General features: G+C 72.5%; 24 protein-coding genes and 1 pseudogene. 23 read left to right on the top strand and 2 right to left on the bottom strand.

What is annotated here, in order from left to right:
• The first annotated feature begins 32 nt into the window (after positions 1-32).
• A complete protein-coding gene (gene ftsY / locus V2J85_RS18445; protein WP_261955454.1) occupies positions 33-1265 on the top strand; it encodes a signal recognition particle-docking protein FtsY in 1233 nt (410 codons plus the stop codon).
• Between the two features lie 123 nt (positions 1266-1388).
• On the opposite strand, the gene V2J85_RS18440 is transcribed toward ftsY, so the two are convergent.
• Entirely contained in the window at positions 1389-2063 is a 675-nt protein-coding gene (locus V2J85_RS18440; RefSeq protein ID WP_330822239.1) for a bifunctional DNA primase/polymerase, read from the bottom strand.
• Positions 2064-2573: 510 nt separating this feature from the next.
• On the opposite strand from V2J85_RS18440, the gene nsdA reads away from it, so the two are divergent.
• The 5 genes from nsdA (at position 2574) to ffh (ending at position 10470) form a co-directional block, all read left to right on the top strand.
• Entirely contained in the window at positions 2574-4049 is a 1476-nt protein-coding gene (gene nsdA / locus V2J85_RS18435) for a transcriptional repressor NsdA (protein WP_261955452.1), read from the top strand.
• 382 nt (positions 4050-4431) lie between these two features.
• Positions 4432-5772 carry an ammonium transporter gene (locus V2J85_RS18430; protein ID WP_261955451.1) on the top strand — a complete coding sequence of 447 codons (1341 nt, stop codon included), beginning with the start codon at positions 4432-4434 and terminating at the stop codon, positions 5770-5772.
• On the top strand, positions 5769-6107 hold the full coding sequence (locus tag V2J85_RS18425; protein WP_030415772.1) for a P-II family nitrogen regulator: 339 nt from the start codon (positions 5769-5771) through the stop codon (positions 6105-6107). Before V2J85_RS18430 ends, V2J85_RS18425 begins: the two co-directional genes overlap by 4 nt.
• Positions 6108-6276: 169 nt before the next feature.
• Complete coding sequence (locus V2J85_RS18420) at positions 6277-8769, top strand: [protein-PII] uridylyltransferase (RefSeq protein WP_330822238.1); 2493 nt, start codon at positions 6277-6279, stop codon at positions 8767-8769.
• A gap of 147 nt (positions 8770-8916) precedes the next feature.
• Complete coding sequence (ffh, locus tag V2J85_RS18415; protein WP_330822237.1) at positions 8917-10470, top strand: signal recognition particle protein; 1554 nt, start codon at positions 8917-8919, stop codon at positions 10468-10470.
• 96 nt (positions 10471-10566) lie between these two features.
• On the opposite strand, the gene V2J85_RS18410 is transcribed toward ffh, so the two are convergent.
• Positions 10567-11433 (bottom strand): methyltransferase domain-containing protein, encoded by an 867-nt coding sequence (locus V2J85_RS18410; RefSeq protein ID WP_261955448.1) that lies wholly within the window; start codon positions 11431-11433, stop codon positions 10567-10569.
• Between the two features lie 595 nt (positions 11434-12028).
• On the opposite strand from V2J85_RS18410, the gene V2J85_RS18405 reads away from it, so the two are divergent.
• From V2J85_RS18405 to V2J85_RS18325, 17 genes and pseudogenes are all read left to right on the top strand, one after another.
• The gene (locus V2J85_RS18405; RefSeq protein WP_030415776.1) at positions 12029-12619 is read left to right on the top strand and encodes a hypothetical protein; all 591 of its coding nucleotides are present in this window, start codon (positions 12029-12031) and stop codon (positions 12617-12619) included.
• 155 nt (positions 12620-12774) lie between these two features.
• Positions 12775-13215 (top strand): 30S ribosomal protein S16, encoded by a 441-nt coding sequence (rpsP, locus tag V2J85_RS18400; RefSeq protein WP_261955447.1) that lies wholly within the window; start codon positions 12775-12777, stop codon positions 13213-13215.
• 2 nt (positions 13216-13217) lie between these two features.
• Positions 13218-13457: an RNA-binding protein gene (locus V2J85_RS18395; protein WP_003980229.1), complete on the top strand. Its 240-nt coding sequence runs from the start codon at positions 13218-13220 to the stop codon at positions 13455-13457.
• Between the two features lie 77 nt (positions 13458-13534).
• A complete protein-coding gene (gene rimM / locus V2J85_RS18390; protein ID WP_030415778.1) occupies positions 13535-14080 on the top strand; it encodes a ribosome maturation factor RimM in 546 nt (181 codons plus the stop codon).
• The gene (trmD, locus tag V2J85_RS18385) at positions 14080-14889 is read left to right on the top strand and encodes a tRNA (guanosine(37)-N1)-methyltransferase TrmD (protein ID WP_330822236.1); all 810 of its coding nucleotides are present in this window, start codon (positions 14080-14082) and stop codon (positions 14887-14889) included. The genes rimM and trmD overlap by 1 nt, the downstream gene beginning before the upstream one ends.
• Positions 14890-15023: 134 nt before the next feature.
• Positions 15024-15371, top strand: coding sequence for a 50S ribosomal protein L19 (gene rplS, locus V2J85_RS18380; RefSeq protein WP_030415780.1), 348 nt, complete (start codon positions 15024-15026; stop codon positions 15369-15371).
• A gap of 96 nt (positions 15372-15467) precedes the next feature.
• Positions 15468-16232: a signal peptidase I gene (gene lepB, locus V2J85_RS18375; RefSeq protein ID WP_261955445.1), complete on the top strand. Its 765-nt coding sequence runs from the start codon at positions 15468-15470 to the stop codon at positions 16230-16232.
• On the top strand, positions 16225-17355 hold the full coding sequence (gene lepB, locus V2J85_RS18370; RefSeq protein ID WP_261955444.1) for a signal peptidase I: 1131 nt from the start codon (positions 16225-16227) through the stop codon (positions 17353-17355). The genes lepB (V2J85_RS18375) and lepB (V2J85_RS18370) overlap by 8 nt, the downstream gene beginning before the upstream one ends.
• Positions 17297-18394 (top strand): signal peptidase I, encoded by a 1098-nt coding sequence (gene lepB / locus V2J85_RS18365; protein WP_419836806.1) that lies wholly within the window; start codon positions 17297-17299, stop codon positions 18392-18394. The genes lepB (V2J85_RS18370) and lepB (V2J85_RS18365) overlap by 59 nt, the downstream gene beginning before the upstream one ends.
• 311 nt (positions 18395-18705) lie before the next feature.
• Positions 18706-19434, top strand: a complete 729-nt coding sequence (gene lepB / locus V2J85_RS18360; RefSeq protein WP_330822234.1) for a signal peptidase I — start codon at positions 18706-18708, stop codon at positions 19432-19434.
• Positions 19435-19456: 22 nt separating this feature from the next.
• Positions 19457-19963 carry an NUDIX hydrolase gene (locus tag V2J85_RS18355; RefSeq protein ID WP_261957412.1) on the top strand — a complete coding sequence of 169 codons (507 nt, stop codon included), beginning with the start codon at positions 19457-19459 and terminating at the stop codon, positions 19961-19963.
• A gap of 38 nt (positions 19964-20001) precedes the next feature.
• On the top strand, positions 20002-20310 hold the full coding sequence (locus V2J85_RS18350; RefSeq protein WP_005311352.1) for a DUF2469 domain-containing protein: 309 nt from the start codon (positions 20002-20004) through the stop codon (positions 20308-20310).
• A gap of 415 nt (positions 20311-20725) precedes the next feature.
• Positions 20726-21076, top strand: a pseudogene (locus V2J85_RS18345) (YraN family protein); the annotation flags it as partial.
• Complete coding sequence (locus tag V2J85_RS18340) at positions 21077-22747, top strand: YifB family Mg chelatase-like AAA ATPase (RefSeq protein ID WP_261955440.1); 1671 nt, start codon at positions 21077-21079, stop codon at positions 22745-22747. It abuts the pseudogene before it with no gap.
• A 7-nt stretch (positions 22748-22754) separates the two neighbouring features.
• Positions 22755-24107, top strand: a complete 1353-nt coding sequence (gene dprA, locus V2J85_RS18335) for a DNA-processing protein DprA (RefSeq protein ID WP_261955439.1) — start codon at positions 22755-22757, stop codon at positions 24105-24107.
• 361 nt (positions 24108-24468) lie between these two features.
• Positions 24469-25305, top strand: coding sequence for an RNA polymerase sigma factor WhiG (gene whiG / locus V2J85_RS18330; protein ID WP_030415789.1), 837 nt, complete (start codon positions 24469-24471; stop codon positions 25303-25305).
• 184 nt (positions 25306-25489) lie between these two features.
• Entirely contained in the window at positions 25490-26029 is a 540-nt protein-coding gene (locus V2J85_RS18325; protein ID WP_261957411.1) for a TetR/AcrR family transcriptional regulator, read from the top strand.
• Positions 26030-26308: the final 279 nt, after the last annotated feature.

Below are 26308 nucleotides of genomic sequence, written 5' to 3'. Positions count from 1 at the left end.
GCCCACGGGGCGTGGCTGATACTGGAGGGGTTATGGAATACGTCATCCTTGCTGTAGTCATCGCCGTGGTCGTGCTCGGCGCGATCAGCGGGCTCGTCGTCAGCGGCCGCAAGAAGAAGCAGCTGCCGCCGCCCCCGCCGGCCACCCCCCAGCCCTCCGTCACCGCGCCCCCCGCCGAACCGCACGTCGGCGAGGAGGCCGAAGCCCCCAGCGACGAGGAACGTCGCACCGTCGAGGACGTCACGCTGCCCACCGCCGAGGCCCCCGCGGCCGAGGCACCGGCCGCCGAGCCCGAGGCGCCCGCCGCGCCCCCCGTCGAGGTCCCCGAGCCCACCGCCGGCCGGCTGGTCCGGCTGCGCGCCCGGCTCTCCCGCTCGCAGAACACCCTCGGCAAGGGCCTGCTCAACCTGCTCTCCCGCGAGCACCTCGACGAGGACACCTGGGAGGAGGTCGAGGACACCCTCCTCACCGCCGACGTCGGCGTCGCCCCCACCCAGGAGCTCGTCGAGCGGCTGCGCGAGCGGGTCAAGGTGCTCGGCACCCGCACCCCCGACGACCTGCGCGAACTCCTCCGCGAGGAACTGCTCACGCTGATCGGCCCGGACCTCGACCGGACCGTCCACACCGCCAACGGCATCGGCAACGGCGGCGACGAGATCCCGGGCGTCGTGATGGTCGTCGGCGTCAACGGCACCGGCAAGACCACCACCACCGGCAAGCTCGCCCGCGTCCTGGTCGCCGACGGCAAGTCCGTCGTCCTCGGCGCCGCCGACACCTTCCGCGCCGCCGCCGCCGACCAGCTGCAGACCTGGGGCGAGCGGGTCGGTGCCCGTACGGTCCGCGGGCCCGAGGGCGGCGACCCCGCGTCGATCGCCTTCGACGCGGTCAAGGAGGGCATCGCCGAGGCCGCCGACGTCGTCCTGATCGACACCGCCGGCCGGCTGCACACCAAGACCGGTCTGATGGACGAGCTCGGCAAGGTCAAGCGGGTCGTCGAGAAGCACGGCCCGGTCGGCGAGGTGCTGCTCGTCCTGGACGCCACCACCGGCCAGAACGGCCTGGTCCAGGCCCGGGTCTTCGCCGAGGTCGTGGACATCACCGGCGTGGTCCTCACCAAGCTCGACGGCACGGCCAAGGGCGGCATCATCATCGCCGTCCAGCGCGAGCTCGGCGTCCCGGTCAAGCTGGTCGGCCTGGGCGAGGGCGCGGACGACCTGGCGCCGTTCGAGCCGAAGGCGTTCGTGGATGCGCTTATCGGCGACTAGCGCGCCCGTCCGCGCGGACCTCGCAGCGCCCCGGAACGCGGGCCCGGCTCCACGGCCGGCCGCACCGGGGCGCTCCGCTTTCCCGGTACGCACCGGATGCCGGTACGCGCCGGCCGCCGCGGCTCAGCCGTTCAGCGGCGCGCGATGGCACACATAGGCCAGCGTGCCCAACACCAGCCGGGCCTGCGGGGGCCGGCCCGCGGTCTCCAGGGCCGGCGGGCGCAGCCAGCGCATCGGGCCCTGCCCGCCGTGGTCGGACGGCGGCGCGGTGACATGGGCCCCGGGGCCGAGCGCCCGCAGGTCGAGCGCGGCGTCGTCCCAGCCCGTCCGGTAGAGCAGATCGGGCAGCTCGGCGGCCGCACCCGGGGCGACGAAGAACAGCGCCCGGCCGGTCGGGGCCAGCGCGACCGGGCCGAGCGGCAGCCCCATCCGCTCCAGCCGCGCCAGCGCGTGGCGGCCCGCGGCCTCCGGCACGTCGAGCACGTCGAAGGACCGGCCCACCGGCAGCAGGACCGCCGCCCCCGGGGTCTCCGCCCAGGCCGCCGCGGCCTTCTCCAGCGTCGCCCCGGCCGCCAGCTCCCCGGCGAACTCCAGCGGATGGGCACCGGGCGCGGGGCAGTCGCGGGCGCCGCACGAACAGTCCGGACGGCCGCCGGCGGCGCGGGCCGCCCGGGCGCCGGGGACGACGTCCCAGCCCCACAGCCCGGTGTACTCCGCCACCGCCGTGATCTCGGTCGAGCGGGCGCGGCGCCGGGAGGCGGATCGCCTCTCCCGGATGCCGCCGATCGTGAAGCCCATACCCCCTCCAACGGGTGGTGCCTGGCAGTGGTTACGAGTCGGTGGGTTGACGACGGGCGCCCTTCACGCTCCGTTCACGGCCCGTGGGGCCGGTGGTGTGCCGGAGTGCGCCGGGTGGTGCGGAGTGCCGCGGGAGCCGCTGCGCGCTTCGTTCCGCCCGGACGTGCTCGACCTGTGTCAAGTCAATCGCGAGAGCAGCGCCCGGAGTTCATCCGAAGGGGTGGCGAATGGTGGCGTTTCCGCGATCGCCCTCGCGGGGAGCGTGATCGTAGGATTACTTTCGGTGCCTGAACCCCGGAGGGGCATCGTTCGCACGGGTATGCCGGTGGCAACGCACCGGTCGAGCACAGGCCAAAAGGTGTGGCCGGAATCCGTGGTCGGGTAGATGTACCCCGGACAGGCGTCGCAACGGACCGCCGCCTGCGGGCGGTTCGCATGACGGCACCAGGCACCACGCAACGCGCCAGGCACGCGCCAGGCACCAAGCAGCAATCGGGATGGGGGCTTCCAGTGGGCGGCAACGGCGGCACGGGCGGCACCGACGCCGTCAAGCAGCCCAACGCGCAGTTGGGTTCGTGGTTCATGCGCAGCGGCTGGTCCAAGGGCGAGCTCGCCCGCCAGGTCAACCGCCGCGCACGGCAGATGGGCGCCCACCACATCAGCACCGACACCTCCCGGGTGCGCCGGTGGCTCGACGGTGAGCAGCCGCGCGAGCCCATCCCCCGGATCCTGTCCGAGCTGTTCTCCGAGCGCTTCGGTTGCGTCGTCGGCATCGAGGAGCTGGGCCTGCGCTCCGCGCACCAGTCCCCGTCCGTCTCCGGTGTGGACCTGCCCTGGGCCGGCACCCAAACGGTCAACCTCATCAGCGAGTTCTCCCGCAGCGACCTGATGCTCGCCCGCCGCGGCTTCCTCGGCACCTCGCTCATGCTCGCCGCCGGACCCAGCCTCATCGAGCCGATGCAGCGCTGGCTGGTGCCGGTCCCGGCGTCCCCGGGCGGCGCCGACCCGCAGCCCGACCGCGCCAGGCGCCCGGTCCGGCTCTCCAAGCCCGAGCTGGACCTGCTGGAGTCGACGACCGCGATGTTCCGCCAGTGGGACGCCCAGTGCGGCGGCGGACTGCGGCGCAAGGCCGTCGTCGGCCAGCTCCACGAGGTCACCGACCTCCTCCAGGAGACGCATCCGGAGCCGGTCACCAAGCGGCTCTTCAAGGTCGCCGCCGAGCTCGCCGAGCTGGCCGGCTGGATGAGCTACGACGTCGGGCTGCAGCCGACCGCGCAGAAGTACTTCGTGCTGGCGCTGCACGCCGCGAAGGAGGCCGGCGACCGTCCGCTGGGCTCGTACATCCTCTCCAGCATGAGCCGCCAGATGATCCACCTCGGCCGGCCCGACGACGCCCTGGAGCTCATCCACCTCGCCCAGTACGGCAGCCGGGAGACCGCCACCCCGCGCACCCAGGCCATGTTGTATGCGATGGAGGCCCGCGCCTACGCCGGGATGGGGCAGCCGAGCAAGGTCAAGCGGGCCGTGCGGATGGCCGAGGACACCTTCTCCGACGTCATGCCCGGCGAGCCCGAGCCGGACTGGATCCGGTTCTTCTCCGAGGCCGAGCTGAACGCCGAGAACGCCCACTCCTACCGCGACCTGGCCTACGTCGCCGGCCGCAGCCCCACGTACGCCTCGCTCGCCGAGCCCGTCATGGAGCGGGCCGTGGAGCTGTTCGGCAAGGACCCCGAGCACCAGCGGTCGTACGCGCTCAACCTCATCGGGATGGCGACCGTACGGCTGCTGCAGAAGGAGCCGGTGGCCTGCGCGGAGATGGCGCAGAAGGCCATCCCGTTCGCCCGGCAGGTCCGCTCGGAGCGGGTCAACACCCGGCTGCGGAAGACCGTGGACACCGCCGCCCGGGAATTCGGCGGGGTCGCCGAGGTCATCCGGCTCAGCGACGACCTCGCCCGCTCCCTCCCGGAAACCGCGGAGGCCGTCTGACCGGCCCCGCCCCCGGAACACCGGCCGCGGCCGCCGCCCCGTACACCCCGACTCGGCTCCCCCCTGCCAGGTCACGCGGGCGGCGGACCGCGGCCGGTTCGCCTCTGCGCCCAGGCCGGCGCCGCTCCCGCGGAGGTGGTTGCTCGCCTCGGGGGTTGCTCACTGGGTGGTGGCGGCGACGGGGCGCAATGTTTCCTCCGACCGAACGGGTGAATGTGGGGCCGATCGCGGAGTTCACCGGGGCGTAACACCGCGGCGGTCTTCGTCACTGCGGTGAAACACCGGCAAGGTTTGGCCGAAACCACCCTGCGACAACCTCATCGCGAAGTCGGCCCACCAGAAACACGCCCGCACGGGCCGCATCGACGACGAGGAGACGCCGATGCCCCCAGGCATCCTGACGATCGCGGCAGACAAAGTGACACTGAGCCCGGCCAACACCGGGTTCATGCTGGTCTGCTCCGCACTGGTGATGATCATGACCCCCGGGCTCGCCTTCTTCTACGGCGGCATGGTCCGGGTCAAGAGCGTGCTCAACATGCTGATGATGAGCTTCATCAGCCTGGGCATCGTCACGATCCTGTGGGTCCTGTACGGCTTCGGCCTCGCCTTCGGCAATGACGCCGGCGGCTTCCTCGGCTGGAACGGCTCGTTCGCCGGACTCAGCGGCATCGGCCTGACCCAGCTGTGGGGGGCCACCACCATCCCGATCTACGTCTTCGCGGTCTTCCAGCTGATGTTCGCGATCATCACGCCCGCGCTGATCAGCGGTGCGCTCGCGGACCGGGTGAAGTTCACCGCCTGGGCGCTGTTCATCGCCCTGTGGGTCACCCTCGTCTACTTCCCCGTGGCCCACTGGGTCTGGGCCGAGGGCGGCTGGCTGTTCAACCTCGGCGTGATCGACTTCGCCGGCGGTACGGCGGTCCACATCAACGCCGGTGCCGCGGCGCTCGGCGTCATCCTCGTCGTCGGCAAGCGGATCGGCTTCAAGAAGGACCCGATGCGGCCGCACAGCCTGCCGCTGGTGATGCTCGGCGCGGGCCTGCTGTGGTTCGGCTGGTTCGGCTTCAACGCCGGCTCCTGGCTCGGCAACGACGACGGCGTCGGCGCGGTCGCCTTCGTCAACACCCAGGTCGCCACCGCCGCCGCGATGCTCGGCTGGCTCGCGTACGAAAAGCTCCGGCACGGCTCCTTCACCACCCTCGGCGCGGCCTCCGGCGCGGTCGCCGGACTGGTCGCCATCACCCCGGCCTGCGGTTGCGTCAGCCCGCTCGGTGCCATCGCGGTCGGCGCGATCGCCGGCGTGCTGTGCGCGATGGCCGTCAACCTGAAGTACAAGTTCGGCTACGACGACTCCCTCGACGTGATCGGCGTCCACCTCGTCGGCGGTGTCGCCGGCTCCCTGCTGATCGGCCTGTTCGCCACCGGCGGGGTGCAGAGCAAGGCGAAGGGCCTGTTCTACGGCGGCGGCTTCGAACAGCTCGGCAAGCAGACCGTCGGAGTGGTCTGCGTACTCCTCTACTCCCTCGTGGTCAGCTACGTCCTTGCCAAGGTCATCGACCTGGTGATGGGCTTCCGGGTCAGCGAGGACGAGGAGATCTCCGGTATCGACCAGGCCGCGCACGCGGAGACCGCGTACGACTTCACCGGCGCGGGCGGCGGCACCGCGGCCCGCAAGGGACCGGCACTCGGCGAGGCCCTGACGAAGAAGGTGGACGCGTGAAGCTCATCACGGCAGTAATCAAGCCGCACCGGCTGGACGAGGTGAAGAACGCCCTGCAGGCCTTCGGGGTGCACGGGCTGACCGTCACCGAGGCCAGCGGCTACGGCCGGCAGCGCGGGCACACGGAGGTGTACCGCGGGGCCGAGTACACCGTCGACCTGGTGCCCAAGATCCGGATCGAGGTGCTCGTCGAGGACGCGGACGCCGAGGAACTCGTCGACATCGTCGTCAAGGCGGCCCGCACCGGGAAGATCGGCGACGGCAAGGTGTGGAGCGTCCCGGTCGACGACGCGGTGCGCGTCCGCACCGGCGAGCGGGGGCCGGACGCGCTCTGACGCACCCGGGACGGACGGCCGTCCGCCGCCCGTGCGGCGGATGGCCGCCCGCCCGGCCGCGGCCCGGACCGGGCGTGCGGGCGGGCCGGGGACACGCAGGGCGGCGGCCAGGGCGTACGGCGGGGGCCACGGGGCAGGCGGGGGACAACACGACCAAGGAGCGCGGGAGTTGACCGACAGCGTCGAGGACACGGCAGGAACGGCAGCGGCATCCGGCCAGGACGAGGGGCCCGCGGACGGCAGCGGCTACCCCGCGGCCCGGGTGCGGCTCCTCCAGGACGAGAAGACCACCGGACCAGACCGCCGCGCCGCGCTCGCCCGACTGACCGACGAGTGGCTGGCCGGCCTGCTGAACCGGCACGCCACCGCCGCCGGGCTGTCCGGCACCGCACTGGTCGCGGTCGGCGGCTACGGCCGCGGCGAACTCTCCCCCCGCAGCGACCTCGACCTCCTCCTGCTCCACGACGGACGCGCCGACCCGCGCGCCCTGGCCGCCCTCGCCGACCGGCTCTGGTACCCGGTCTGGGACCTGGGCATGGACCTCGACCACTCCGTCCGCACCCCCGCCGAGGCCCGCCGGGCCGCCCGCGACGACCTCAAGGTGCAGCTGGGCCTGCTCGACGCCCGCCACCTGGCCGGCGACCCGGAGCTGAGCACCCGGCTGCGCTCCACGGCGTACGCCGACTGGCGCGAGAGCGCCCCCAAGCGGCTGCCGGAGCTGCACGCCCTGTGCCAGGAGCGCGCCGAGCGCCAGGGCGAACTGCAGTACCTCCTCGAACCGGACCTCAAGGAGGCCAGGGGCGGGCTGCGCGACGCCACCGCGCTCCGGGCGGTCGCCGCCTCCTGGCTTGCCGACGCACCCCGCGGCGGCCTGGAGGCCGCCCGCACCCTCCTCCTCGACACCCGCGACGCGCTCCACCTCACCACCGGGCGCGCCACCGACCGGCTCTCCCTCCAGGAACAGGACCAGGTCGCCGCCGCCCTCGGTGTGCTCGACGCGGACGCCCTGCTCCGCCAGACCTACGAAGCAGCCCGCACCATCTCCTACGCCGCCGACGTCACCTGGCGCGAGGTAGGCCGGGTGCTGCGCGCCCGCGCCGTCAAACCCGTCCTGCGCGGCCTGCTGACCGGCCGCACCGCCGCCAAGGGGGAGCGCTCACCGCTTGCCGAGGGCGTCGTGGAACTCGACGGGGAAGCGGTGCTGGCCCGCACCGCCCGGCCCGAACGGGACCCGGTGCTGGTGCTGCGCGCCGCGGCCGCCGCCGCGCAGGCCGGACTGCCGCTGGCCACCGCCGCGATCCGCCGCTGCGCGAGTGCCCTCGCCACCCGGCCGCTGCCCGAGCCCTGGCCCGCCGAGGCGCTGGAACAGCTGGTCACGCTGCTCGGCGCGGGCGCGCCCACGGTGCCCGTATGGGAGGCGCTGGAGGCCGAGGGCGTCATCCCCCGGCTGCTGCCCGACTGGGAGCGGGTCCGCTGCCGCCCGCAGCGCAACCCCGTCCACACCTGGACCGTCGACCGCCACCTGGTCGAGACCGCCGTACGGGCCGCCGCGCTCACCCGCCGGGTGCACCGCCCCGACCTGCTGCTGGTCGCCGCGCTGCTGCACGACATCGGCAAGGGCTGGCCCGGCGACCACTCGGTGGCCGGCGAGACCATCGCCCGCGACATGGCCGCCCGGCTCGGCTTCGACGCCCGCGACACCGCGGTGATCGCCACCCTCGTCCGGCACCACCTGTTGCTCGTCGAGACCGCCACCCGGCGCGACCTGGACGACCCGGAGACCGTCGGCGCGGTCGCCGACGCGGTCGGCACCACCCGCACCCTGGAACTCCTGCACGCCCTCACCGAGGCCGACGCGCTGGCCACCGGGCCCGCCGCCTGGAGCGCCTGGCGCGGCGGACTCGTCGCCGACCTGGTCAAACGGGTCGCGGCACGGCTCGCCGGGGAACCCGAGGCGGAACAGCGCGGCGCCGACGGGCCGACCGCGGAACAGGAACGGCTGGCCATGGAGGCCGGACGCACCGGCGGCCCGGTCCTCGCGCTGCGCACCCGCGCCGAGGCCCCCGCCGAGGACGCGCCCGAAACGGACGGCCCGGAACCGGTCGGCGTCGAGCTGCTGATCGCCGTCCCCGACCAGCCGGGCGTGCTGCCCGCCGCCGCCGGGGTGCTGGCCCTGCACCGGCTCGCCGTGCGCGCCGCCGACCTGCAGCTCCTGGACCCGATCGGCGACGGCCCGGTGCTGCTGCTCAGCTGGCGGGTGGCCGCCGAATACGGCTCGCTGCCCGAGGCCGACCGGCTCCGTGCCGACCTGGTCCGCGCCCTGGACGGCTCCCTCGACATCCCGGGCCGGCTCGCCGAACGCGAACGCGCCTACGCCCGCCGCGTCCGCACCGTGCACGCCCCGCCACCGCGGGTCACCGTCGCCACCGGCAGCTCCCGCACCGCCACCGTCATCGAGGTCCGCGCCCATGACGCGCACGGCCTGCTGCACCGCATCGGCCGCGCCCTGGAGACCGCCCGGGTGGCCGTCCGCAGCGCCCACATCAGCACCCTGGGCGCGGACGCGGTCGACGCCTTCTACGTCACCAGCACCGACGGCGCGCCCCTGACCGACGCGGCGGCCCACGAGGTCGCGTCGGCGGTGGAGGCGGCGCTGCGGTAGCCGTACGGCCCCGTACGGGGAAGCGGGCGGGCCCGGCACCCCGGAACGGGGCGGTAAACAGGGCAGGAACGGTTCGCTTGCCGGGCCCGATACCCTAGAAGCCGACTGACCGCACCCCGCCCCCGACCCCGAGGATCGACGACCGCCGTGTTCGATACGCTTTCCGACCGCTTGGCGAGTACTTTCAAAAACCTCCGGGGCAAGGGACGCCTGAGCGAGGCGGACATCGACGCCACGGCGCGCGAGATCCGCATCGCGCTGCTCGAGGCGGACGTCGCCCTCCCCGTCGTCCGGGCCTTCATCAAGCAGATCAAGGAGCGCGCCCTCGGCTCCGAGGTCTCCCAGGCGCTGAACCCGGCCCAGCAGGTCATCAAGATCGTCAACGAGGAGCTCATCGGCATCCTCGGCGGCGAGACCCGCCGGCTCCGCTTCGCCAAGCAGCCGCCGACCGTGATCATGCTCGCCGGTCTGCAGGGTGCCGGTAAGACCACCCTCGCCGGAAAGCTCGGCCGCTGGCTCAAGGGACAGGGCCACGCCCCGCTGCTGGTCGCCTGTGACCTCCAGCGCCCCAACGCCGTCAACCAGCTCCAGGTCGTCTCCGAGCGCGCCGGCGTCGCCTTCTACGGCCCCGAGCCGGGCAACGGCGTCGGCGACCCGGTCCAGGTCGCCAAGGACTCGATCGAGTACGCGCGGACCAAGCAGCACGACGTCGTCATCGTCGACACCGCCGGCCGCCTCGGCATCGACGCCGAGATGATGCAGCAGGCCGCCGACATCCGCGACGCGGTCGGCCCCGACGAGGTCCTCTTCGTCGTCGACGCGATGATCGGTCAGGACGCGGTCAACACCGCCGAGGCGTTCCGCGACGGCGTCGGCTTCGACGGCGTGGTGCTCTCCAAGCTGGACGGCGACGCCCGCGGTGGTGCCGCGCTCTCCATCGCGCACGTCACCGGCAAGCAGATCATGTTCGCCTCCAACGGCGAGAAGCTGGACGACTTCGACGCGTTCCACCCGGACCGCATGGCGTCCCGCATCCTCGGCATGGGCGACATGCTCAGCCTGATCGAGAAGGCCGAGCAGACCTTCAGCCAGCAAGAGGCCGAGAAGATGGCGGCCAAGCTGGCGAAGGGCCCCAAGGAGTTCACGCTCGACGACTTCCTGGCCCAGATGGAGCAGGTCCGCAAGATGGGCTCCATCTCCAAGCTGCTCGGCATGCTGCCGGGCATGGGCCAGATGAAGGACCAGATCAACAACCTCGACGAGCGCGAGGTCGACCGCACCGCCGCCGTCATCAAGTCCATGACCCCGGCCGAGCGCCAGGACCCGACGATCATCAACGGCTCCCGCCGCGCCCGTATCGCCCGCGGTTCCGGCGTCGACGTCAGCACGGTCAAGAACCTGGTCGAGCGGTTCTTCGACGCCCGCAAGATGATGTCGAAGATGGCCCAGGGCGGCATGCCCGGGATGCCGGGCATGCCGGGGATGCCCGGCATGGGGGGCGGTGCCCGGAAGAAGAAGCAGGTCAAGCAGGCCAAGGGCAAGCGCAAGAGCGGCAACCCGATGAAGCGCAAGGCCGACGAGCAGGCCGCGGCCGCCCGCCGCGAGGCCGCCCAGGCCGGCAACCCGCTCGGTCTGCCGCAGGCCGACCAGGACCCGAAGAACTTCGAACTCCCCGAGGAATTCAAGAAGTTCATGGGCTGACCGGCCCTCGACGGCACCCCGCCGTACGCCTCGCGAGCCCCCGGCCACACCTCGTGGCCGGGGGCTCGGCGCATCGACCGCGGTCCCGGGCGCCGGCTACCGCGTCCGCGCGATCAGATAGCGGAAGACGTTCGGCATCCACACCGTCCCGTCCGGACGCTGATGCGGATGCAGCGCCTCCGCGAGCTCCTTCTCCACCTGCCGCTGCTCGGCCACCCGCAGCGCCGCGTCGAACACGCCCGTCGACAGCAGCCCGCGCACCGCACTCGTCAGGTCCGCGTACCCGAACGGGCAGGCCACCCGGCCCGAACCGTCCGGCCGCAGCCCGGCCCGCTCCGCCAGCTCCTCCAGATCGTCCCGGCCGCTGGGCTGCCACCTCGCGGCACCGGCCGCCCGGTCACCGCCCGCATCGGCCAGCCGCTGCGCCACCCGCAGCACCCCGGCCGTGGCGCACCGCTCCACAGGCCCCCAGCCGCCCAGCACCACCGCGCTGCCGCGCTCGGCGAGCCCCGCCGCCGCGGTCAGCGACGCCGCCAGCCCCTCGACGGTGCTCACACACCCCACCGGATGGAACGCGGTGACCACGTTGAACGTGGTGTCCCCGGACGCCGCCGCCTCCAGACCGCCGCTGACCACCTGGGTGTGCTCCGGCAGGCCGTCCGGCGTGAGCCGCTCGCGCGCCAGCTCCAGCCGCGACTCGTCCGCGTCCACCCCGCTGACCTGCGCCCCACGGGCCGCCGCCAGCAGCAGCGCCAGACCGGAACCACAGCCGAGTCCCAGCAGCCGGGTGCCCGGCCCGATGCCCAGCCGGTCGTACGCGGCTTCGTAGAGCGGTACCAGCATCCCTTCCTGGATCTCGGCCCAGTCACGGGCGCGCGCCCGCGACCCGGCCGGTAGGGGCGGGCCCTCACAGCGCAGGGATGCAGTGTCCGGAAGCTGGTGCCGTACGAGCGTGGGTGACATCGATAGCGCCCCTATTCGCCGAGAACCGAACCTGTGCCGTACCGATCGCCCCCGTCATCACGCGTGGTGCGCCCCCGCAACCCAGACAACTGCGCATCCGTCCGGGCGTCCAGGGGGTGCGCCGGGGTTGTCTCCCGCGCGCCCCCGTATGCGCCGGGGCCGCTCCCTGAAGCGCCGTTCCAGGGTGCCCCGGCCGGCGCGGTTCCGCCACGCCAGCGTTCCCGCCGGGGTCGCCTCCGCACCTCCGCGCGCCCTCGCCCGGCGCCCGCGCGCGCCCTACGGTGGGGCACGGGCCGGCGCGGGGACGCACAGGCAGGCCCCGTAGCATCGCCGCGGCGCTCTCCGTAGTGGCCGGCCGTCGTTACGCCGTGCGGCGTACCCGGGTGCGCACGGGGAAGGACCGCGGGCAGTCCGCGGGCACCTCCGGTGCATACGCGGGGGTACGTCCCGGCTTGCGGCCCGGTGGGCGGCTTCTGCGCAGATCGGCGTAGGCGCCCTCCCGCACGGCGCATGCCCGGAAACTGACTGGTACGTGCAAATTATTTGGGATGGCCCGGAATCGGAACACTGGGCGTCCCTGGCTCGTTGTTACGACGTGAGCACGACACCGCCTGTTCTCGCCGCCGAGCTGGCGCTCGCGTGGGCCGACATTCAACGGCACCACCCCGAGCTGCCGGACCTGGCCGCGCCCGAGTCCCTGATCGGAGAGTCCTCGTCCGCCTGCGGCGCCGAACTCTCCTTCGAACGGCTGCTCCACGAGGCAGTCCACGGCATCGCCGCCGCCCGCGGCGTCCGCGACACCTCCCGGGCAGGCCGCTACCACAACCGTCGATTCCTGGCGATCGCCGAGGAACTGGGCCTGGACCACGCCGACGAGCCGCACCCCAGCAGCGGCTTCTCGCTGGTCACGCTCAACCCCGAAGCCAGACGGCGCTACCGCCCGACCATCGAACGGCTCGGCAGAGCCCTCAAGGCGCATTCGGCCGCGACCGCCACCGACACCGCCCGCAGCTTCCGGGGCCCGGCCGCCCGGCACGGCTCCTCCGGAGGCGGCGTCCGCGTCAAGGCCGTCTGCGACTGCGGGCGCAACGTCCGGGTCGTTCCGTCCGTCCTCGCACAGGCGCCGATCGTCTGCGGCGGCTGCGGCAAGCCCTTCCGGATCCCCGAGGTGGCCGCGGTCGGCTGACCCAACCGCGTGTGGCACAATGGCTAGCTGTACTCGACAGTCGCACAGGACCCCTCTCTCCTCCGGCTGACGCGTCCATCGGGCATTCGGGTACCGCAACCCCACGCGGCAGCTCGCCGTGCCCAACCACGTCAAATCCAGGAGAACCCACTCCCGTGGCAGTCAAGATCAAGCTGAAGCGTCTGGGCAAGATCCGTTCGCCTCACTACCGCATCGTCGTCGCCGACTCCCGTACCCGCCGTGACGGCCGGGCCATCGAGGAGATCGGTCTGTACCACCCGGTGCAGAACCCCTCGCGCATCGAGGTCGACTCCGACCGTGCGCAGTACTGGCTGAGCGTCGGCGCCCAGCCGACCGAGCCGGTTCTCGCCATCCTCAAGAAGACCGGCGACTGGCAGAAGTTCAAGGGCGAGCCCGCCCCGGCGCCGCTGCTGGTGGCCGAGCCGAAGGCCGACAAGCGCGCCCTCTTCGAGGCCGCCGCCAAGGCTTCCGGTGACGAGCCGAAGGGTGAGGCCATCACCCCGAAGGCGAAGAAGACTGACAAGAAGGCGGACGAGGCTGCGGCCGAGTCCACCTCCGAGTCCTCCGAGGCCTGAGCATGCTCGAGGAAGCCCTCGAGCACCTCGTCAAGGGCATCGTCGACAACCCCGATGACGTGCAGGTAGCCTCGCGCACCCTGCGTCGCGGGCGGGTGCTGGAGGTCCGGGTCCACCCCGACGACCTCGGCAAGGTGATCGGCCGCAACGGCCGCACCGCCCGCGCGCTGCGGACCGTCGTCGGCGCCATCGGCGGCCGCGGCATCCGCGTCGACCTCGTCGACGTGGACCAGGTCCGCTGACACGTTGAACACCGGCTCGGGCCGGGGAGGGCTTCGGCCCGCCCCGGCCCGTAGTCGTCGTCAAGGGAGAAACAAGCGTGCAGTTGGTAGTGGCGCGGATCGGCCGCGCCCACGGCATCAAGGGCGAGGTCACCGTCGAGGTGCGCACCGACGAGCCGGAGCTCAGGCTCGCGCCCGGGGCCGTCCTGGCCACCGACCCGTCCTCCGTGGGGCCGCTGACCATCGCGACCGGCCGGGTCCACAGCGGCCGGCTGCTGCTGCGCTTCGAAGGCGTCACCGACCGCACCGCCGCCGAGGCGCTGCGCAACACCCTCCTGATCGCCGAGGTCGACCCCGACGAGGTCCCCGAGGACCCGGAGGAGTTCTACGACCACCAGCTGATCGACCTCGACGTGGTCACCCGCGACGGCACCACTGTGGGCCGGATCTCCGAGATCTCCCACCTGCCCTACCAGGACCTGCTGGTCGTCGAACGCCCCGACGGCAGCGAGGTCCTGATCCCGTTCGTCGCCGAGATCGTCCCGGAGATCGACCTGGAGGAGCAGCGCGCCGTCATCGAACCGCCGGCCGGCCTCCTCGACGACAGCCAGGCGGAGATCGCGTCCGGCCGCGAGGACAGCTGATGCGGCTCGACGTCGTCACGATCTTCCCCGAATACCTCGAACCGCTGAACGTCTCCCTGGTCGGCAAGGCACGCGCCCGCGGCCAGCTCGACGTGCGCATCCACGACCTGCGGCAGTGGACGCACGACAAGCACCACACCGTCGACGACACCCCCTACGGTGGCGGACCCGGCATGGTCATGAAGCCCGAACCGTGGGGCGAGGCGCTGGACGCCGTCCTGGCCTCCGGCGAGGGCGCGCCGGTCATCGTCGTCCCCACCCCCAGCGGTGTGCCGTTCACCCAGCAGCTCGCCGTGGAACTCTCCACCAAGCCCTGGCTGGTCTTCACCCCCGCCCGCTACGAAGGCATCGACCGCCGCGTCATCGAGGAATACGGCGACCGCGTCGACGTCCGCGAGGTGTCCATCGGCGACTACGTCCTGGCCGGCGGCGAGGCCCCGGTCCTGGTCATGGTCGAGGCGGTGGCCCGGCTGCTGCCCGGCGTCCTCGGCAACGCCGCCTCCCACCAGGACGACTCCTTCGCCCCCGGCCCGATGGCCGACCTCCTGGAGGGGCCCGTCTACACCAAGCCCCCCGAGTGGCGCGACCGTACGATCCCCGAGGTGCTGCTCAGCGGCCACCACGGCAAGATCGCCCGCTGGCGCCGGGACCAGGCGTTCCGCCGCACCGTCCGCAACCGCCCCGATCTGATCGAACGCGCCGACCCCGCCGCGTTCGACAAACACGACCGCGCGATCCTCGCCGCCCTGGGCTGGGCGCCCGGGGAGGACGGCCGATTTGGGCGGACGACCGAGGCCGTGGAAGAATAGGCCGCTGTTGTGTGCGTCCGGCGCGCGCCCCTGCCACAGGGGGAACGACGCCCGCCCGACGGAACAGCATCCGAAGCATTCCTTATCGATATTCCGTTGATGACCTGTGGCATCAGCGAAGAAAGCAGTGGGTCATGCACCTTCTCGACTCCGTCGACTCCGCGTCGCTGCGCAGCGACATCCCGGCCTTCCGCCCCGGTGACACGATCAACGTCCACGTCCGCGTCATCGAGGGCAACCGCTCCCGTGTGCAGCAGTTCAAGGGCGTCGTCATCCGCCGTCAGGGCTCGGGCGTCCGCGAGACCTTCACGGTCCGCAAGGTCAGCTTCTCCGTCGGCGTCGAGCGCACCTTCCCGGTGCACACCCCGATCGTCGAGAAGATCGAGGTCGTGACCCGCGGTGACGTCCGTCGCGCCAAGCTGTACTACCTCCGCGAGCTGCGCGGCAAGGCCGCCAAGATCAAGGAGAAGCGCGAGAGCTGAGCCGCGCCGCCCCGGAGCGCGATTTTTTGCGCCCCGGCAACGCAAAGCCCCTCTCGCGCCGGGTGTCCGGATCCGGCCGGATAGGCTCAGGGCCCGATGGACACCGACGCACATCTCACGGAGCGCGACCCCTCTCCCACCCCCGACGCGGGGCCGGAGCAGGGGTCGCGCTCCGCGCGTTTCACCGCCCGCCTCGCCGGGCTGCGCCACCGGCCGGTCACCCTGCTCGCGCTCTGCCTGGCCTTCGTCCTGCTGCTGAGTTCCTTCATCGCGCAACCGTTCCTGATCCCCAGCTCGTCCATGGAGAACACCCTCCACATCGGGGACCGGGTGCTGGTCAACAAGCTGGCGTACCGTTTCGGCAGTGAGCCCGCGCGGGGCGACGTGGTGGTGTTCGACGGCATCGGGTCGTTCGTTCACAGGGAGCAGGGGGAGAATCCCGTCACGGGCCTGCTGCGCGGCGCCGGAGCGGCGCTGGGCCTGGCCCGGCCCGCCGACACCGACTACGTCAAGCGCGTGATCGGCATCGGCGGCGACCATGTGACCTGCTGCGACAAACGGGGGCGGATCGAAGTGAACGGTGAGCCCGTCGACGAGGGCTATCTCCACCCGGGGGACGCGCCGTCCTCGGTGGAGTTCGACATCGTGGTGCCGGAAGGGAAGCTCTGGGTCATGGGGGACCACCGCGCACGCTCCAGCGATTCCCGCGACCACCTCGGCGAACCGGGTGGTGGCACGGTCCCGGTCGACGAGGTCATCGGCCGGGCGGATCTGATCACCTGGCCGGTGAGCCGCTGGCGCACGATCGACACACCGGGCTCCTTCGCCCGGATACCGGCCCCGGCAGGCCCCCATGGGTAGCCGCGGACGCCCCCGGCACGGGCGCCAGGGCGGCAGCGGGACCGGACGCGGGACCGGCGGCGCACACGACGCGGGCAGCGGTGCGTACGGCGACGGGGACGGCGCGTACGGCGACACCGCAGCGCCCGGGGAGGCCCCGGCGGGCGGACGTGGCGGAGGTACCACGCCGCGGCGCCCGGCGACCGGCGGGCGGGCCGAACGGCGCCGCCAGGCCAAGCGCATCAAGCGCCGCAGGCAGCGCTCCTACCTCAAGGAAATCCCCATCCTGGTGGGCGTGGCGCTGGCCATCGCCCTCGTACTGAAGACGTTCCTCGTCCAGGCCTTCGTCATCCCGTCCGGCTCCATGGAGCAGACGATCAGGATCGGCGACCGGGTGCTGGTCGACAAGCTCACCCCCTGGTTCGGCTCCAAGCCGGAACGCGGCGACGTCGTGGTGTTCAAGGACCCCGGAGGCTGGCTCAAGGGCGAGCAGCACCAGCCCACGGACGACGCAGGCGCCTTCCAGCCGGTCAAGGACGCCATGACCTTCATCGGGCTGCTGCCGTCGGCCGACGAGCAGGACCTGATCAAGCGGGTCGTGGCGGTCGGCGGCGACACCGTCAAATGCTGTGACAAGCAGGGCCGGGTGACGGTCAACGGCAGCCCGCTCACCGAGCCGTACATCCATCCGGGCAATCCGCCGTCCCAGATCAAGTTCACCGTCAACGTCCCCACCGGCCGGATCTTCGTGATGGGCGACCACCGTTCGGACTCCGCGGATTCGCGCTTCCACCTGGACGAGCCGTACCGTGGCACGGTCTCGGAGGACAACGTCGTGGGCCGGGCAGTGGTGATCGCCTGGCCGTTCAGCCACTGGCGGCGCCTGGAAGAACCGGACACGTTCGGGACGGTGCGCGACGCGCCGGGCGCCAAGGCGTCCGCGGCGGGCGTGCCGCATAGGCTGTCACCCGAGAGTTTGACCGTACTCCCGACCCCTGCGGAACTCCCGCTCGTTATGGGAGTGGTGGGCCTGCACCGGTTGACGGGCGGGCGAGTGCGTGGAGTGAGGAGCAGACGTGGGGGACTTGGCGGTCGGCGCGCGGTCCGGAACCGGAGAGCCCGAAGAGCCGGCACGGCGCGGTGAGACCCCGCAGCCGGCGGCGAGTTCCGTGCCCCAGTCACCAACACAGTCACGAGCGGAGTCAGAGCCGTCACGGCCGCAGTCACCGGCCGCCGCACGGACGCGGTCGCAGGGCCCGGTGGCCCTGGACAAGCCGGACGGTGCCGGCGCACCGGATCCGTCCGGCGGCTCCGGTGCGACGGACGGACCAGCGGGTGAGGAGACCGTCGGCAGCATGAAGAAGGGCAAGAAGCCGCGCGCCTTCTGGAAAGAGCTGCCGATTCTGATCGGGATCGCCCTGCTCCTCGCGCTGCTGATCAAGACGTTCCTGGTCCAGGCGTTCTCCATCCCGTCCGACTCGATGCAGGACACTCTGCAGCGCGGGGACCGGGTGCTGGTCGACAAGCTGACGCCCTGGTTCGGCGCGAAACCGCAGCGCGGTGAGGTCGTCGTCTTCCACGACCCGGGCGGCTGGCTGAACGAAACGCCGACCCCCGAGCCCAACCCCGTGCAGAAGGTCCTCAGCTTCATCGGGCTGATGCCCTCGGCCGAGGAGAAGGACCTGATCAAGCGGGTCATCGCGGTCGGCGGCGACACCGTCGAGTGCCACGGCAGCGGCCCGGTCAAGGTCAACGGCAAGGCGCTCAAGGAGAGCTCGTACATCTTCCCCGGCGCCACCCCGTGCGGTGACCGCGCGTTCGGCCCGATCCACGTCCCCAAGGGCCGGATCTGGGTGATGGGCGACCACCGCGACGACTCCCTCGACTCCCGCTACCACCAGAACCTCAAGGGTCGCGGCACGGTCTCGGAGGACGAGGTCGTCGGCCGCGCCTTCACCATCGCCTGGCCGGTCAACCGCTGGGCGACCCTGCCGGTCCCGGACACCTTCGACCAGCCCGGCCTCGACAAGGCCATGGCGGCGGCCCCGGCGGCCCTCGGGCTGGCCGGTGCGGTACCGCTGGTGGTGTGGCGGCGGCGGAGGCAGGCCGCGGGCGCGAGCGTGGGTGCGGCCGGGGACGCCGGTACGGACGCGGGGGCCGGCCCGGAGGGCGGCCGGGAGTAGCGCGTGAGGTGTGGCCGGGTGGTGCCTGTGGGTGCCACCCGGTGGTGACTGCCCGGGCGAGTCCCGGGCAGTCGGCGTTTTGGGAGGTCTGGTGGGGACTTCGGGGGCTTCTCGTACGCCGTTTTGCCGGGGCTGGTGGGGGCTTCTCCCGGGACGGGGGCCTTGGGGGTGGTTGGCTTGGTGGGGGTGGGAGCGTCCGCGGAACGGGACCGCGGGCCCGGACCCAGGTACTGACCGCAGGGCGTAACCCCAGGTAAGGTGCCGTCCCGGATCTTCGACGCGGGCCGGGCCTGCGGGGTGGGAGCGCTGGGATGAGCAGCAGTACGGAACACAGGACCGACGGCCGCAGCCGGACGGCGGGCAGTGTGCTGTCCGGTCTCGCGGTGGCCGCCGGCTGTGTGCTGTTCCTCGGCGGCTTCGTATGGGCGGCCCTGACCTACCGCCCCTATACGGTGCCGACCGATTCGATGTCGCCGACGATCGCGGCCGGGGCCCGGGTCATCGCCGAGAAGGTGGACGGCTCCGAGATACGCCGCGGCGACATCGTCGTCTTCAAGGACTCCACCTGGGGCGACCTGCCGATGGTCAAGCGCGTCGTCGGCGTCGGCGGCGACAAGGTCGCCTGCTGCACCAAGCAGGGCCGGCTGACCGTCAACGGCACCCCCATCGAGGAACCGTATCTGCAGGGCAGCGGCCCCGCCTCGCCCATCGGCTTCAAGGCCAAGGTGCCCACCGGCCAGCTCTTCCTGCTCGGCGACCACCGCAGCGACTCCCTCGACTCCCGCGTCCACCTCACCGACGGCGACCACGGCTCGGTGCCGCGCGGCGCCGTCGCCGCCCGGGTCGACGCCCGCGCCTGGCCGCTCGGCAGCGTCGGCATGATGCAGCGCCCGGCCGCCTTCTCGGCCCTCCCCGGCGGCACCTCCCAGCCGGGACCCATCCAGCCCATCGCCCTTGCCATAGTGGCCGGGGCGGTCCTCATCCTCGGCGGCGCGGCCTACGGCCCGATCGCCCGCCGCAAGGGGCGCCAACGTGCCTGAGCGGCCGAACCCGGAAGACGGGCTGAGGACGGAGGCCGAGCCGGCCGTCGCGGCGCGCCAGGTCTCCCGCGTCATCCTCCTCGACCCCGACGACCGGATCCTGCTCCTCCACGGCTTCGAACCGGACGACCCGACCGACACCTGGTGGTTCACCCCTGGTGGCGGCCTGGAAGGCGAGGAGACCCGGGAGGAAGCCGCCCGCCGGGAACTCGCCGAGGAGACCGGCATCACCGGCGTCGTCCTCGGCCCCGTCCTGTGGAAGCGGCACTGCACCTTCCCCTTCGACGGACGACGCTGGGAACAGGACGAGTGGTACTACCTGGCGAGAACCGACCGGACTGCCACCCACATGGGAGGACAGACGGCCCTGGAACGACGCAGCGTCTCGGGACTGAAGTGGTGGACTTCGGAGGAACTCTCCGCCTCGCATGAGACGGTGTACCCGACCAGACTCGCCGAGCTGCTGCGCACACTGCTCGACGAAGGGCCCCCGAGTGCGCCGGTGCTCCTGGAGACCGAGCGGGCCTGACGCACAATAGGGGGACGCACGGCTGAAGGGGATCTGCCATGAGCGCCGAGGACCTCGAAAAGTACGAGACCGAGATGGAGCTGAAGCTCTACCGGGAGTACCGCGACGTCGTCGGGCTGTTCAAATATGTGATCGAGACCGAGCGTCGCTTCTACCTCACCAATGACTACGAAATGCAGGTGCACTCCGTCCAGGGCGAGGTCTTCTTCGAGGTCTCGATGGCGGACGCCTGGGTCTGGGACATGTACCGGCCGGCCCGATTCGTCAAGCAGGTGCGCGTCCTCACATTCAAGGACGTGAACATCGAAGAGCTCAACAAGAGCGACCTGGAGCTTCCCGGCAGCTGATCGGCGCGCCCGAGCAGTCGACGACCGGTGCTCTCCAAGCGGCCGCGTGGAGCGGGGCGCGCGGCCGCCTTCACTCGCCCGGGTGAGCGAGTTATCCACAACCGGCCGGTTGTCCACCAAGATCCAATACTTCCGGGCGGGGGAGTCACAGTCGGTGCCGGAGGTGGTACCGATGAACGCCACGCACGCCCGGCACCAGGCCGGACCCGACACCCAGACCCCGCCCACGCCCCGCCCGATCCGCGCGCCACACGCGACACCAGCGGCACTCCCGGCACCCGCGAAACCCAAGACGGCACCCGCGAAACCCAAGACGACCGCACCGCCGCCCCGCCCCGGGACGACCCGAAAGCGGCGCCCCCCAGCAACGACCGCACCCCCGGCAACGACCGCGCATCCACGCACCGACGTCCGGCGACGCGCCCTCGGCCGCTACGGCGAAGACCTGGCCGCCCGGCTCCTCATCAAGGCCGGCATGCGGATCCTGGCCCGTAACTGGCGCTGCCGGGAGGGCGAGATCGACCTCGTCGCCGCCGACCGCGACACCCTGGTGATCTGCGAGGTCAAAACCCGCCGCGCCGGCCGGTACGAACACCCCATGGCCGCCGTCCGCCCCGAGAAGACCGCCCGCCTCCGCACGCTGGCCGAACGCTGGATGCAACGCCACGGCGGCCCACCGCCCGGCGGCGTCCGGATCGATGTCATCGGAGTCGTCCTGCCCACCCGCGGCGCCCCGTCCGTCGAGCATGTGCGAGGGGTGGCCTGAATGGGATTCGCCCGTACGTGCTCGGTCGCCCTGGTCGGCGTCGAAGGAGTCGTCGTCGAGGTCCAGGCCGACCTCGAACCCGGCGTCGCCGCCTTCACCCTCGTCGGACTCCCCGACAAGAGCCTCATCGAATCCCGGGACCGCGTGCGCGCCGCCGTCGTCAATTCCGGCGCCGAATGGCCACAGAAGAAGCTCACCGTCGGCCTCAGCCCGGCCTCCGTCCCCAAGGGCGGCAGCGGCTTCGACCTGGCCGTCGCCTGCGCCGTCCTGGGCGCCGCCGAGCGCCTCGACCCCCGCGAACTCACCGACCTCATGATGATCGGCGAACTGGGCCTGGACGGCCGGGTCCGGCCCGTACGCGGCGTCCTCCCCGCCGTCCTGGCCGCCGCCGACGCCGGGTACCGCCAGGTCGTCGTCCCCGAACGGACCGCCGCCGAGGCCTCCCTCGTCCCCGGCATCTCCGTCCTCGGCGTCCGCAGCCTGCGCCAGCTCATCGCCGTCCTCGCCGACGAACCGGTACCCGAAGAGGAAGACGGCCTGGAGGAAGGCCGCCCCGACCCGCTGCTGGCGGGCCTGGTCGTGCCCGGCACGGGTACCGGCGCCGGCCTGCCGCGCGGCGACCACGTCCCCGACCTCGCCGACGTCGCAGGTCAGCACACCGCCCGCCGCGCCCTGGAGGTGGCCGCCGCCGGACGCCACCACATCTTCTTCAAGGGACCGCCCGGCGCCGGCAAAACCATGCTCGCCGAGCGCCTCCCCGGACTGCTGCCACCCCTCACCCCCAAGGAATCGCTGGAGGTCACCGCCGTCCACTCCGTCGCCGGCACCCTCCCACCCGGACAGCCGCTGGTCGACCGGCCGCCCTACTGCGCCCCACACCACTCCGCGACCATGGCCTCCCTCGTCGGCGGCGGCACCGGACTGCCCCGCCCCGGCGCGGTATCCCTCGCCCACCACGGAGTCCTCTTCGTGGACGAGGCCGCCGAATGCAGGCCCAGCGTCCTCGACGCCCTGCGTCAGCCCCTGGAATCCGGCCATGTCGTCGTCGCCCGGGCCGCCGGCATGATCCGCATGCCGGCCCGCTTCCTCCTGGCCCTCGCCGCCAACCCCTGCCCCTGCGGACGGCACGGCACCCTCGGCGGCGGCTGCGAATGCCGCCCCTCCTCCATCCGCCGCTACCGCGCCCGCCTCTCCGGCCCCCTGATGGACCGGGTCGACCTGCGCATCGCCGTGGAACCGGTCGCCCGCTCCGAGCTCATCGCACTGAGCCGGGGCACCGAATCCAGTGCGACCGTGGCCGACCGCGTACGAGCCGCCCGCGAACGCGCCGCGGCCCGCCTCGCCGGCACCCCCTGGCACACCAACAGCGAGGTACCCGGCCACGAACTCCGCACCCGCTGGCAGGCCCACCCCGGCGCCCTCGCCCAGGCGGAACGCGACCTCGAATGCGGCCTCCTCACCGCCCGCGGACTCGACCGCGTCCTCCGCGTCGCCTGGACCGCCGCCGACCTGGCCGGCCGTGACCGCCCCACCAGCGAAGACGTCAACTGGGCCCGGGAACTCCGCACCGGCGTACGACGCGGCGCCCTGACCACCGTGGGCAGCGACACCCGCGGGGCCGCCCACGACACCGCACCCACCCGCCCACCAGCCACCCGGAACCAGGACTGACCGACCCATGACCGGACTCGACGAATGGGGCTTCGCCACTCCCGGCCCGGCCCCCGACACCGAAGGCCCTCTCACAGGCAGCAACACCGACCCGAACCCCAACGACCGGAATCACCGGACACCCGCCGACGCCACAGACGGCCCGTCACCCCGCCCCACGACCCCACCGGACCGCACTCACCCACCCGGCCACCCACCCACTCCCCACCCGCTCTACGAACCACACCGCAGCGCCCGCGCCGCCCTCACCCGGATCCTCGAACCGGGCGACGAAACCGCCGGCCGCTGGCTGAACGACGTGGGCCCGGTAGCCCTGCTGCACGCGCTCACCGACGACGACGCGGCCCCGCCCCCGGGCGCCGGCCGGACCAAGCTCGCCGGCCTCCGGCTGCGCGCCGCACGAGCCCGCCCCGCCGAGGACCTCGCCGCCGTCGCCGCACTCGGCGGCCGGTTCCTCTGCCCCGGCGACGAGGAATGGCCCAGCCAGCTCGACGACCTCGGCGACGCCCGCCCCATCGGCCTCTGGGTGCGCGGCAGGGCCCACCTCCGGCTCTGGGCGCTGCGCTCCGTCGCTGTCGTCGGCGCCCGGGCCTGCACCGAATACGGCGCCCACCTCGCCACCACCCTCAGCGCCGGGCTCGCCGAGCGCGGCTGGGCCGTCGCATCCGGGGCCGCGTACGGCGTCGACGGCGCGGCCCACCGCGGCGCGTTGGCCGCCAACGGCGCCACCATCGCCGTACTCGCCTGCGGCGTCGACTACGCCTACCCGCGCGGCCACACCGAGTTGATCGACCGCATCACCGAACAGGGCCTGGTCATCGCCGAGTTACCACCCGGCGACCACCCCACCCGCAGCCGCTTCGTCCAGCGCAACCGCGTGATCGCCGCCCTCACCCGGGGCACCGTCGTCGTGGAGGCCGAACTCCGCAGCGGCTCGCTCGTCACCGCCCGCCGCGCGCTCGCCCTCGGGCGCTTCACGATGGGCATGCCCGGCCCCGTCACCAGCGGCCTGTCCGCCGGAGTGCACCAACTCCTGCGCGGCGAGGCCGCCCTGGTCACCGACGCCGACGAGGTCATCGAACTCGTCGGCAGCATCGGCGACCTCGCCCCCGAGCGGCGCGGACCGACCCACCTCCGCGACCTCCTCGACCCCGTCGCAACCCGCGTACTGGAGGCACTGCCCGCGCGCGGAAGCGCGGGCACCGGTCATCTCGCGCGGGAAGCCGGCACGACCCGCGACATCGCCCACAACAAACTCTTCGAGCTGCAGTCCCTCGGATTCGTTCAAAGGTGCGGTGACGGCTGGGAGTTGGCCCGACGCGCCGAGACGACCGACGGTTCCCGGCGAGGCGGTACTTGACCTGGGGCGAACGGGTGAAAGGGTGAGGGGAATGACCGCAGAATCCAGTTTTGCCGTGCTTCGTGACCCGTGTCCGGCCCACGGTGCAACAGCGATAGTGCGCGGCGGGCACACGACATCACGCCCGCCCCGTCGCCGCGTCCACCCCCACGCCTCGCCACCGGCGCACGCCCGGCATCGCACACACGCGTCGACACGCCGTACGAGGTAACCCTGAGGTGCGGGCAGCGGAACGTATCTGCGCACGCCCGAACTCGCCCTCCTCGCGGACCGCAACGCTCCGGTCACGCTACGCTCACACCCAATTCATCCCTCACACATCCATCCACCCGCGTCTCGGCAGAACGGCTCAAGGCGACGAATGCCCCAGCACACCTCCGGGTCTGACCGTGCGGCAGTACCACCTGCCGCACGCGGCAGCGTGCGCCCCGCCCCGCCCACCTCACTCGACGAGCTGTGGCGCTCCTACAAGGCATCCGGCGACGGGCGGCTGCGGGAACAGCTGATCCTGCACTACTCGCCGCTCGTCAAGTACGTCGCCGGCCGCGTCAGCGTCGGCCTGCCACCCAACGTCGAACAGGCCGACTTCGTCTCCTCCGGAGTGTTCGGACTGATCGACGCCATCGAGAAGTTCGACCCCGAACGCTCCATCAAGTTCGAGACCTACGCCATCACGCGCATCCGCGGCGCCATGATCGACGAACTGCGCGCCCTGGACTGGATCCCCCGCTCCGTACGCCAGAAGGCCCGCGCCGTCGAGCGCGCCTACGCCACCCTCGAAGCGCAACTGCGCCGCACCCCGACCGAGGCCGAGGTCGCCGAGGAGATGGGCATCGCCCTGGAGGAGCTGCACGGCGTGTTCAGCCAGCTGTCCCTGGCCAATGTGGTTGCCCTCGAAGAGCTGCTGCACGTCGGCGGCGAGGGCGGCGAACGGCTCAGCCTGATGGACACCCTCGAGGACACCGCCGCCGAGAACCCCGTCGAGATCGCCGAGGACCGCGAACTCCGGCGACTGCTCGCCCGCGCCATCAACACCCTGCCCGAACGCGAGAAGACCGTGGTCACCCTCTACTACTACGAGGGCCTCACCCTCGCCGAGATCGGCAACGTCCTCGGGGTCACGGAGAGCAGGGTCAGCCAGATCCACACCAAGTCCGTACTGCAGCTCAGGGCCAAGCTCGCCGACGTCGGCCGCTGAGTCCTCCTGCGTGGGGCCCGACGCCGAGTCGCGTGCCGAGGCGCCCGCCGAATCGCCACGGCACCCGAGCGCTCGCCCACCCCGGGACGCCGTGTCGCCATGCGGAGTGCCACGCCGGGCACGCCATCCGTAGAGTGGTGACGTGCCCAGGATTCGAGCGGCCTCCGTGGCCGAGCACCGGACGATGCAGCGCGGCGCCCTGTTGGACGCCGCTCGCACCTTGCTGTCGGAAGGCGGAACCGAAGCGCTGACCTTCCCGGCCCTCGCCGAGCGCACCGGACTCGCGCGCTCCTCCGTGTACGAGTACTTCCGCTCGCGCGCAGCCGTTGTCGAGGAGCTGTGCGCGGTCGATTTTCCCGTATGGGCCGCCGAGGTGGAGGCGGCGATGGAGCGCGCCGCCACCCCCGAGGAGAAGATCGAGGCGTACGTCCGGCGACAGCTCGCCCTGGTCGGCGACCGGCGCCACCGTGCCGTCGTCGCCATCTCCGCCGGCGAGCTGGACGCCGGCGCGCGCGAGAAGATCCGCGCGGCACACGGCGGCCTCATCGCCATGATCGTCGAAGCCCTCGCCGCCCTCGGTCACGAACAGCCCCGACTCGCCGCGATGCTCCTCCAGGGCGTCGTCGACGCCGCCGTCCGCCGCATCGAACTCGGCGCCGCAGAGGACCCGACCGACATCACAGAGGCGGCCGTGGCCATGGCCCTCCACGGCATCCACGGCTAGCACCCTCCGCGGGGCATCCACGGCTAACACCGCCGGCAGGGCTGGCTTGCGCGGCTCGCCTCCCTTGGGGCCCTTGCCGGTCTTGGGACTTTGCCGACCTGGGACCTCGCTGGCTGGGGAGCTTGTCGACTTGGTGACTTTGTTGGGTGGGGACCTTGCTGGTTGGTGACCTTGCTGGGGGACCTCGATCGGCGGGGTCCTGGCGGGACTGGCCGGAGCTCTTGACCAGCTCTCTTCCCTCTCTTACCCCCGGGGGCCCTCCCCCCCCCGGCCCCGCCC

The sequence above is a fragment of the Streptomyces bugieae genome (assembly GCF_036352915.1).
GTDB lineage: Bacteria > Actinomycetota > Actinomycetes > Streptomycetales > Streptomycetaceae > Streptomyces > Streptomyces endophytica.
This window is presented reverse-complemented; position numbering and strand designations above follow the sequence as displayed.